Origin of the sequence: Streptomyces sp. NPDC059668 (assembly GCF_042734135.1) — a bacterium.
GTDB lineage: Bacteria > Actinomycetota > Actinomycetes > Streptomycetales > Streptomycetaceae > Streptomyces.
In genome coordinates this window covers 430,404-440,223 of sequence record NZ_JBHWEL010000001.1, presented here as the reverse complement: position 1 = coordinate 440,223, position 9,820 = coordinate 430,404, and the positions used below count along the sequence as shown (strand labels likewise).

The window sequence follows — 9,820 nt, the reverse complement described above, 5'->3', positions numbered from 1 at the left end:
GCCCGTCACCGGGCCGGGCTCGCGCATTGCGGCGTGTCACGACGGCACTCGGCGGGAGGGCAGCCCGGGGCGCGAGGCGCGCTACGCGCGTTCCTGGGCCAGCACGTCCCTCAGTACGTCGGCGATGGTGGTGGCGGCCAACTGCTTGCGCATGGTGTCCTCCACGTCGTCGTAGACGTGTCGCAGCGTGGGCCGGATACCGAAGCCGACCGGACAGGACTGGTTCGGTTCGCTGTTGTGCATCCCGAACACACCACCCTCGTCCAGAGCCTCGTACACGTCCAGCAGGGTGACCGTCTCCGGCTCCCGCGTGACGACCCAGCCGGCGCCGGTACCCCGCCGGGCCTCCACCAGTCCGGCCCTCCGCAGATCGCCGAGGCAGCGCCGGATCACGACGGGATTGGTGTTGACGCTGCTCGCGATGCGCTCGGACGTGGCGACTTCGTTCCCGCCCTGCCGGTCGAGCACCATCCACGTCAGTACGTGCACCGCGACCGTAAGCCTGCTGTTCGCACTCACCCTCGGACCACTCCTCCATCCATGTAACCCACAATGTTACATCGCGCCAGGGGTGGACGGTGGCAGAACGCCCGACCGTGCCGACGCTCCCCCGCCCGCACCGCGGCCCCCTCGCCCGACGTGACCGGCGTCACGTGCGGGAAGTGCATAGTGAGGTGCTCACCGACGTCTTTCACCAGGTGTACGAGGCTGGCAAGGGCGGGGACGGTGCGGATGCAACAGGCTGGAGCCGAGGGTTTCGACGGATTCGTCGCGGCCCGCTGGTCGGCGTTGTTCCACCTCGCACGCCTGCTCTGCGGAGGTGACCGGCACCGAGCCGAGGACCTCCTTCAGGAGGCCCTGGTCAAGCTCTGGTTCGTCTGGCCGCGGATCGCGGACGAGGCACCCGAGGCGTACGTACGCAAGATCCTGGCCCGCGCCGCCGCCCGCTCGGCCCGCAGACGCTGGTGGGGTGAGCGCCCCGTGGACGAGCTGCCCGACCTGGCGCAGGTCGGGGACGAGTCCGCCACCGTGGTGGAACGGTCGCGGCTGGAGACGGCCCTCGCCCAACTGCCGCCCCGGCAGAGGGCCGCCGTGGTGCTGCGCTACTACCAGGACCTGCCCGAGAAACAGGTCGCGGAGGTCCTGGGCTGCCCGCTGGGCACCGCCCGGTCCCACGCGTCACGCGGTGTGGCGCGCCTGCGCCAGATCCTGGCCGTCGTCATCGAACCGGTGGAGTGAAGGGAAACATGGATCACTTCGAACGGGAGTTGGCGCGGATGATGCGCGACGCCGAGGAGCACACCGCCTTCGAGCCGCCGCAGAAGGACCGCCTCACGACCCGGATCCGCGCCCGCCGCCGGGTCCGCTCCGCGCAGAAGGCGGTGGGCTCCGTGGTCGCGGTCGCCGGGCTCAGCGCCGGTCTGTTCCTGCTGCCGCACACCTCGGAGAGCGACCGGCCCCAGGCCCCGCTGCCCATGACCGGCCGTCCTTCTCAGGAGAGCTCACCGACCCCGACCCCGCCCCAGCCCCCCAGCGGCACTCCGACCGGGTCGGTCACCACCGCTCCGGACGGCACCGCGAGCAGCTCCCTCCCGCCCACGGCACCGTCCTCCTCCGGCGGTTCGACCTCGGTCGGCTCCGATCCCACCAGGACCACGACCAGCGGGCCGCCGCCCAGCGCGTCGTCGACGCCGAGCGAGAGCATCACGCCGCCCCCGCCGCCGACGACGGCCGTCGAGTCGTCCTCGTCCGCCGACGCGACCGACACCGGGTAACCGCCGCTCACCCACCGCCGGGCCGTACGCGGTCCCCGCTCCTCAGGCGCGGAAACCTCCGCCTCTGCCCCTCCGCCGCGGATTTCCCCGGCCCGCACCCCTCATCTCCTGTTCCGCCCCCATCCCCTGTTCCGCCCGCAGCCGCGCTCCGTGACCGACAACTCCGCCGTGAGCGTCTTCGGGATGCCCTGCGACGACTCACAGACCAGGACGAACCATGACCAATGCCATGTGGGCCGCCCCGACTGACCTCTCGAACCTCTCGACAGGACTGCCCATGGACAGACTGCCGCTCCGTGTGCCGCTGCCCGCGGACCACCCGGAACCCGTCCTGGACGTGGTCGTCCCCGTGTTCAACGAGGAGAGGGACCTGGAGCCGAGCGTGCGGCGGCTGCACGCACACCTGCGCGAGACGTTCCCCTACCCGTTCCGCATCACCGTCGCCGACAACGCCAGCACCGACGCCACGCCGCGGATCGCGGCCCGGCTGGCCGCCGAACTCCCGGAGACCGAGTGGATACGGCTGGCCGAGAAGGGGCGCGGACGGGCTCTGCGCGTCGCCTGGTCGCGGTCACGGGCCCCGGTCCTGGCCTACCTGGACGTGGACCTGTCCACCGAACTGTCGGCGCTGCTTCCGCTGGTCGCTCCGCTGATCTCCGGCCACTCCGACGTGGCCATCGGCACCCGGCTGGCCCGTGGCTCCCGGGTGGTGCGCGGTCCCAAACGGGAGATCATCTCCCGTTGTTACAACGCCCTGTTGCGGTCCACCCTGGCCGTCGGCTTCTCCGACGCGCAGTGCGGTTTCAAGGCGGTCCGGCGTGATGTCGCCGAGCGGCTGCTCCCCCTGGTGGAGGACTCGGAATGGTTCTTCGACACGGAGCTGCTGGTGATCGCCGAGCGGGCCGGACTGCGCATCCACGAGGTACCCGTCGACTGGGTGGACGACCCCGACAGCCGGGTCGACCTGATCCCCACGGCCGTGGCGGACCTGCGCGGCATCGCCAGGATCGGCGGGGCGCTGGCCCGTGGCACGCTCCCGACCGCGGGGCTGCGGCGCGCCACCGGCGGTGACCCGACGGACTCACCGCTCGCCCAGTTGGCGCGGTTCGGCGCCGTGGGCGTGGCGAGCACGGTCGTTTACGTCCTGCTGTACGTGGCCCTGCGTCCGGTCGCGGGTCCACAGGGTGCCAACGCGTGGGCGCTCCTGCTCTGCGCCGTCGCGAACACGGCCGCGAACCGGCGGCTCACCTTCGGGCTGCGCGGGCGCGGCGGTGCACTGCGCCAACAGGCCAGGGGGCTGGCGGTCTTCGGCCTCGGCCTGGCGCTCACCAGCGGGTCGCTCGTCGCGCTGCACCGCTGGGCTCCGGGCCCCGGGCGGCCCACGGAGGTCGTGGTGCTGGTCGTCGCCAACCTGGTCGCGACGCTGCTGCGCTTCCTGCTCCTGCGGGCCTGGGTGTTCACCGCCTCGCCCAGCGGCGGCAGGACGGGAGTCGAGGTCCGATGACCGACCCGCGCCTCGCGAAGTCTCCGTCGTACGAGGGCAACCGGCCCTGTGCCGAGGGCCGTTCACCCGCCCCACGACCGTCGTACGGCATCGCTCCGACCTCTGTCCCCTCCCCCGCCCTCGCCCCCGTTGCCCCCGTCGCACCCGTCGCCTCCGTCGTTCCGCAACGGTGGGAGCGGCTGCGCCGGTCGGCGCGGCGTCACGGTCCGGCGCTCGCGCTGTACGGTGCGCTCAAGCTCGTCGGCTTCTGCGTCTTCATGTATCTGCTCGACTCCTCCGGGGACTTCCGCCGGAAGAACCCCCGCTTCGGCGGCGGCGCCCACGTGTGGGACGTCCTGGCCACCTGGGACGGCTGGTGGTACCAGCAGATCGCCGCACACGGCTACCACCCGGCGCTCGTCCCGGTGCCCGGTGCCACCGGCCTGATCACGCTCGAGGGCAATTCGGCGGCGTTCTTCCCGCTGTACCCGGCTCTGATGCGGCTGTTCTCCTCGTGCACCGGCCTGGGGCTGTTCGGCGCCGGCCTACTGGTCTCGGTGGTCGCCTCGTTCGTCGCCGCCCTGGCGATCCACGCCGTATCCGCGCGCGTCGGCGGGCGCCGGGCCGGGCTCGCCGCCGCCGGGCTCTGGGCCGTGTGGCCCGGTTCCGGCATGGAGTGGACGGTCTATTCGGAGTCGCTCTACGTCGCCCTCGCGGCCTGGGCCTGCTACGCCGTCATGCGCCGGTACTGGCTCACTGCCGGCCTTCTGACCTGCGCCGCGGGTCTGACCCGCCCGACGGCCACCGCGCTGATCGCGGCGCTCGCCGTCGCCGCGCTGTCGGCCGTGCACCGGCAATGGCGGGAGAGCCGCCGCTGGGGCGGCGTCCCCGGTCCGGACGGAAGGGGACGCCGGGGCACGGTCCTGCGCCCACTCGCCGCCGTGGCGATCGCCCCGCTCGGGCTGGTCGGCTACCTCGGCTGGGTGGGGTACCGGATGGGCGACCACAGCGGGTACTTCAAGCTGCAGGAGGGCGCCTGGGCCCACAAGTTCGACTACGGCAAGCAGACTTGGGACGTGTTCACCTCCCTGCCGGTGGGCCACTTCGACTACCTCTTCGCCGATCCCTACGAGGACCTCATCGGCGTGGGCACGGTCCTGCTGGCCCTGTTCGTCATCCCGTTGCTGCTACGGCTCCGTCCGCCGCCGGTCCTCGTCGTCCACACCCTTGTGACGATCGCGCTCGTCCTGGGAAGCCAGCAGATCTTCGGCAACGTCTCGCGTTACCTGCTCCCGGCCTTCCCCCTGTTCATCCCGTGCGCCGTCGGCATGCGCCGGCTCAGTACACCGGTGCTGTGCACCGTCCTCGGAATCGCCGCGTTCGCCTCCGGCTCGTACGCGGGATACGTCCTGTTCGAACTCGGCGTGCCGTAAACGGCGTTGCGGGGAGGCCACCACCGGTCCGGGCCGAGCCGGACCGGACCGACGGCCGGTCGACGGCCGGTCGACGGCCACGGGAATGCCGGGGAATCCCGTGCGACCCGCCGAGGGACGCGGGTGAGATGCTGGACGTATGGACACCTCCCCCGCGGCCTCGGATGAACTGGTGGCGATCACCACCCGGTACGAGACGCCCCGGGCGTTCGTGGTGCTCCTGCGGGGATGCGCCGATCTGACGAGCTCCGGGAAGCTGGAGGAGATCTTCGGTGAGGCAGCCGGGTCCGGCCGTCCGGTGATCGTGGACCTGGCCGGTCTCACCTTCGGCGACGAACATCTGCTGGGGCATCTGCTCGCCGCCCGGGAGAACGGCGCCCTGATCCTCGTGGGCCCCCTGAGCAGGCAGTTCCACCAGCGTATGGACGTCACGGGTACGGTCGAGTGCTTCGATGTCCAGCCCGACCTCACCACCGCCCTGGCGCACCTGCCGGACTGAACGCCCGTGGGGGGCGGCGGAGTCAGCCGGTCGGATCGACCCGCACCGGGACCGTCGCACCGACGACGCCCGCTATCTTTGCGACAGGACCACGGAATTCTGGAGGCGTGCGGGGATGCCGGGTGTGACGTTCCCGGGCGGAGTGCGCGCCGACGGTCTGCCGACGGCGTTGTCGGATCCGGCTCGGCTGGCGGCGGTGGCCGCGACGGGTCTGATGGACACCGGACCGGAGCCGGAGTTCGAGAGCCTGGCACAGATGGCGGCGACCGTGACCGGCTGCGGCCGCGCGTTCATCACCCTGGTCGACGACCGGCGCTCGTTCTGGAAGGCGTGCGTCGGCGTGGACGCCCCACGGACCGACGAGCGGCAGAACGGCGTGCGGGACAGCTTCTGCTACTTCCTGGTCGGCCTGGAGGGTGCCTCGTTCGCGGTCGAGGACGCGGCAGTGGATCCGCGCACCCGCGACCATCCCTCGGTGGCACCGATGAAGATCGGGGCCTGGGCCGGCCACCCGATCCTGGGACCCGGCGGGGAGGTTCTGGGGAGCATGTGCGTGATCGACGAGAACCCGCATGTCTGGAAGCCGCAGGAACTCGCCATGATCGGGACGATGGCCCGTTCGGTCAGCAACGAGATGAACCTGCGTCAGTCCCTGGCATCCGCGCAGCAGGCGCTGGCGGCCTCCAGCGAACTCGCCCGCAGCCTCCAGGACAGTCTGCTGCCGCCCGTGCTCCGGCCCGTTCCCGGCCTGGACACCGCCGCGTCGTACCTGCCCGCCGCCGGCGGCACGGAGGTCGTCGGCGATTTCTACGACCTCTTCCGTGCCAAGGGCTCCTGGTGGTGCACCGTCATGGGCGACGTCTGCGGCAAGGGCACCGAGGCCGCCAAGGTCACCGCCCTGGCCCGCTACACCCTGCGCGCGGAGGCCACCCAGCAGCTCTCCCCGGCCACGGTGCTCACCCATCTGAACTCCGCGTTGCTGGACCAGCGTGTCGGCGGCGGCCGGTTCCTCACCGCGGTGTACGCCACCTTCCGGCTCACCGCCGGCGGCCTCGCCGGACGGCTGTGCACGGCCGGGCATCCTCCGGCCCTCGTCCGCCGCCGCGACGGCCGCGTCCAGTCGGTCGGCCGGCCGGGAACACTCCTGGGCGTCCTGCCCGAGGTCCGTCTCACCGACGTCCGCTTCCGCCTCGCCGCCGGAGACACCCTGTTGCTCTACACCGACGGCGCCACCGAGGCCCGTCCGCGCGCCGCCGCCCCCAACGGGGTCCGCCCCCTCTTCGACGAGGACGACCTCGCCGCCGCGCTGGCCGCGACCCACGGTGCCGACGCCACCGAGACCGTCCGTCATCTCGGCCAGGTCCTCGCCGAGCACACGGGCGGCTGGGCCAGCGACGACACCGCCCTGCTCGCGCTCCGCGTCCCACCCACGGCCTGAGGGCCACGCGCCTTCGGTATCCGCCCCCGGGCCGAGGTCCGCCCAGGGGCGGCGGGCGCGGCGGAGCCGGCCCGCGCCCCAGATGTTCAATTCTCCGCGGCGTGGGCATGGGTGGGGCAGCACCACATGCCGGAGAACCCGGCCCGATTGCAGCGGGCCGGGTTCTCCATGCGGTGCGGTGACGCCACTACTACCAGCGGTGGTGGTTCTCGACGACGCGGAAGCTGCCCACGACGCCGTTCTTGACCTTCACGCCACCGTGGACGCGGAAGGGCATGACACCGTTGCTGGTGCTCCACGGGCCGACCGTGGCGACGGGCGAGCCGTTGTCGCAGGTCGCGCCGCGGAAGACCTCGACGGTCTTGTGGCTGTCGTTGCGGACGTTGAAGCTACGGGAACCGAGGCCGCTGATCACGGTGATGCAGCCCCAGCTCTGGGCGGAGTACGTACGCTCGTTGAAGTCGATGTGGCCCTCGTAGTGGCCACGGCCACCACGGTCGCCACCGCCACCTCCTTCGTTGCCCTTCGACTGCCCGCTGTCGCCACCCATGGGAGCAACCTGCTTGACGACGGGGGCGGCCTCAGGAGCCGCGGCGGCCGAGGCGTAGGTGACGCCCGTGGCGACGAGGGCCGTAGCAGCCGCAGCAGCGGCCGTCACGGCAATGTTGCGCGTGGTCATGTCACTTTCCCAATCTCTGAGACGTCGGCCAAGCAGCCGATCTATGAGAGAACGTACCGATAATCGCTTTATCTGCCATATCGGACACGCGGGAGTTTCACAGCACCACCCGAATGGACGCGGGTACCCACGTCGCCCGGCGTGCCGGGCCCACCTGACACCCACCCAAAAGGGCCTCTGACGTGCGCATCTGACGCCTCGTGGTGCCCGGCCGGGCACCTCGACGGCGTCCGCCGCGGCCGGGACCGGGCCGCCGCCGACACGGCCGCGGGACGGACCGGAGCAGAGCCGGCGGCGGGGGCCGTTGGCGAGCTGAACCGGTCGGCCTCCCGCGCGAAGCGTCCACGAGACCTCGCCGAGTTCGGTGGGATCACGGGCGTCGATGTCCCGACTCGCCTCCATGGCAGGGAGGTTGGGCCCCGGCAGGCCGAGCCCGCGCACCCGTCGGTGCCGTCGACGCCGCCAACTGCGAGCGGGCGCCGCACTTCTCGTCCGGCTCGCCCAGACCCGGCCCGCAGTCGACGGGATCCACGGCGCCGCCTACGAGAAGCGCGGACGGGCGCGGCGCCGGAACCGAACGAGCCCCCGCACGGATGCGGATCCGTTCACAGCTTCGCGCCGAAGTCCTGTGTCCACCAAGGACCTCCGGACCCGTTGTGGACGCCCACGCCGATGTTCTTGAACGAGCAGTTGAGTATGTTCGCGCGGTGACCGGGGCTGTTCATCCACGACTCCATCACCGCCTCCGGCGTCTGCTGACCCTGGGCGATGTTCTCGCCGTACGTGGACCAGCGGTAGCCCGCCGCGGTGATGCGCTGCCCGGGGTCGGCGCCGTCCGGGTTGGTGTGTTCGAAGAAGTTTCGGGCGTCCATGTCCTCGGAGTGCGCCTGCGCGGCCTTCTCCAACTGCGCGTCCTCGGTGAGCGGACCGCAGCCGGCCGTCGCGCGCTCCTTGTTCACCAGCGCGACCACCTGCCCGACGGTGGTCGTCGGAGCCGCCGCCGCCTTCGGGGCACTGGCCGAAGCCTTGGCGGGCGATGCGGATCTCCGGGGCGTCGGCACACTCTTCTTCGTGGCGGACGGGGACTTGGAGGGGCTCGCCTTCTTCGACGCCGGCACGGACGGTGACACGGACGTCGACGGGGACGGTGAGGCCGACGGGGTGGCCTCGGGGGTGCCGGACGCCGAGAGGCCCACGACGTGGTCGTCGGCGGTCTGCGCGGCGTTCCCTCCGCCTCCCCCGTTCCCGGAGTCCGAACCGAAGTACCAGAGACCGCCGCCGGCCACGCAGGCGGCCACGACCGCACCACCGACCGCGCGGCGCCGGACGCGCCGGCGCCGGCGGGCCTCGCCACGGGAGGTTCCCGCGCGGCCGGCGGCACGGTGGCGGGCCCGTGCGCCCGGTCCGGCGGAGGCGCCGGACGCGTCGAGCGGCGATGCCGAGCCGGCCGGAGCCATACCGCCGTGGGCGGAGCGCACTCTCTCCAGCAGGGCGGGCGACGCCGCCACGAGGGCCAGGCCGGCCAGCAGCCCCTCCGCGGGCATCAGTCCGCTCCACAGGCCGGAGCAGCGTGCGCATCCGCGGGCGTGCCGCGCTATTCGCTTGCGCCACAGCGCCGAGGGCCGAGCGTCCCAGGAGGCCAGCACCCCGCGCAGTTCCTCGCACGGCGGCCGCGCGTCGAGCGCCCGCACGACCACACGCGCGGCCTCCAGTTGTGCCTTCATCCGCTGCACGCGGACCGCCGTGTGCTGCGGTGACACCTCCAGCGCGGCGGCGACCTCGGTCCGGGTGAGTTCGCCGGTGCACTCCAGCCACCACAGCGACAGCAGCGCCCGGTCGTCCGGTTCGAGCCAGCGGGTGGCGCGCGCGGTCTCCTGGCGCTGGCCGGACAACTGCAGCCGCACCAAGGTCAGGTCCACGAAGTCGGCACCCGGGTCGGCGACGTCCTTGGTGTCCTCCACGGTTCCCGGGGTGAACTGTCGGTCCTGCCAGTGACTGCGAACCTGGTTCATCGCGATCGCCACGAGCCAGGAGCGGAAGTTCTCGGGATTCCGCAGACGTCCCAGCGCGTCCAGGGCACGGAGCATGGTCTCCTGCACGACGTCGTCCACGTCGACGGAGCCGTTCAGAGCCCGGCCCACGATGTTGTAGACCAGCGGGAGGTACGCGCCGACCAGGGCGTCCTGAGCCTGCGGGTCGCCGCTTCGGGCAGCGGTCACCAGTGCCGCCTCGTCCACCGTGTTCCGTGTGCTCATCAAACGCTTCCCTGTCCTCGACGCCGAACGATGCTGTCCGATACCTGGGAGACCGCTCGGTGAGCCTCGGATAACAGTTCTTCGGAGAATCGTTCCGGGAGAGACTCACCGTTGCGCCCGGGAAACGCAATGGAGCTCGTCACATCGCGGAGGGGCGGAACGCGTGAGTGCCGGGGCGCCCACGCTGGGGGCCGCCCCCCCCGGAAAATGCGGTAATATGGGGGGGGGGGGGTGGGCGGGGGGGGCGGCCGCCCCTCG

The 9,820-nt window shown here is 72.0% G+C and carries 9 protein-coding genes; 6 read left to right on the top strand and 3 right to left on the bottom strand.

The features are described 5' to 3' along the window. Positions 1–81 precede the first annotated feature (81 nt). On the bottom strand, positions 82–519 hold the full coding sequence (locus tag ACFV2J_RS01950; RefSeq protein WP_385096968.1) for an Rrf2 family transcriptional regulator: 438 nt from the start codon (positions 517–519) through the stop codon (positions 82–84). Between the two features lie 213 nt (positions 520–732). On the opposite strand from ACFV2J_RS01950, the gene ACFV2J_RS01945 reads away from it, so the two are divergent. The 6 genes from ACFV2J_RS01945 (at position 733) to ACFV2J_RS01920 (ending at position 6,628) form a co-directional block, all read left to right on the top strand. Next, positions 733–1,239, top strand: coding sequence for a SigE family RNA polymerase sigma factor (locus ACFV2J_RS01945; protein WP_385096965.1), 507 nt, complete (start codon positions 733–735; stop codon positions 1,237–1,239). An 8-nt stretch (positions 1,240–1,247) separates the two neighbouring features. Then, complete coding sequence (locus ACFV2J_RS01940; RefSeq protein ID WP_385436950.1) at positions 1,248–1,775, top strand: hypothetical protein; 528 nt, start codon at positions 1,248–1,250, stop codon at positions 1,773–1,775. 277 nt (positions 1,776–2,052) lie between these two features. Further along, the gene (locus tag ACFV2J_RS01935) at positions 2,053–3,279 is read left to right on the top strand and encodes a glycosyltransferase (RefSeq protein WP_385096971.1); all 1,227 of its coding nucleotides are present in this window, start codon (positions 2,053–2,055) and stop codon (positions 3,277–3,279) included. Then, positions 3,276–4,691 (top strand): hypothetical protein, encoded by a 1,416-nt coding sequence (locus tag ACFV2J_RS01930; RefSeq protein WP_385436948.1) that lies wholly within the window; start codon positions 3,276–3,278, stop codon positions 4,689–4,691. Before ACFV2J_RS01935 ends, ACFV2J_RS01930 begins: the two co-directional genes overlap by 4 nt. A 139-nt stretch (positions 4,692–4,830) precedes the next feature. Then, positions 4,831–5,190 carry an STAS domain-containing protein gene (locus ACFV2J_RS01925; RefSeq protein WP_385097510.1) on the top strand — a complete coding sequence of 120 codons (360 nt, stop codon included), beginning with the start codon at positions 4,831–4,833 and terminating at the stop codon, positions 5,188–5,190. Positions 5,191–5,305: 115 nt separating this feature from the next. Next, positions 5,306–6,628 carry a GAF domain-containing SpoIIE family protein phosphatase gene (locus ACFV2J_RS01920; protein ID WP_385436946.1) on the top strand — a complete coding sequence of 441 codons (1,323 nt, stop codon included), beginning with the start codon at positions 5,306–5,308 and terminating at the stop codon, positions 6,626–6,628. Between the two features lie 190 nt (positions 6,629–6,818). Here ACFV2J_RS01920 and ACFV2J_RS01915 read toward each other — a convergent pair whose 3' ends face one another. Both ACFV2J_RS01915 and ACFV2J_RS01910 read right to left on the bottom strand, forming a co-directional pair. Then, a complete protein-coding gene (locus ACFV2J_RS01915; protein ID WP_385436944.1) occupies positions 6,819–7,307 on the bottom strand; it encodes a hypothetical protein in 489 nt (162 codons plus the stop codon). 605 nt (positions 7,308–7,912) lie between these two features. Then, entirely contained in the window at positions 7,913–9,562 is a 1,650-nt protein-coding gene (locus ACFV2J_RS01910) for a sigma-70 family RNA polymerase sigma factor (protein ID WP_385436942.1), read from the bottom strand. Positions 9,563–9,820: the final 258 nt, after the last annotated feature.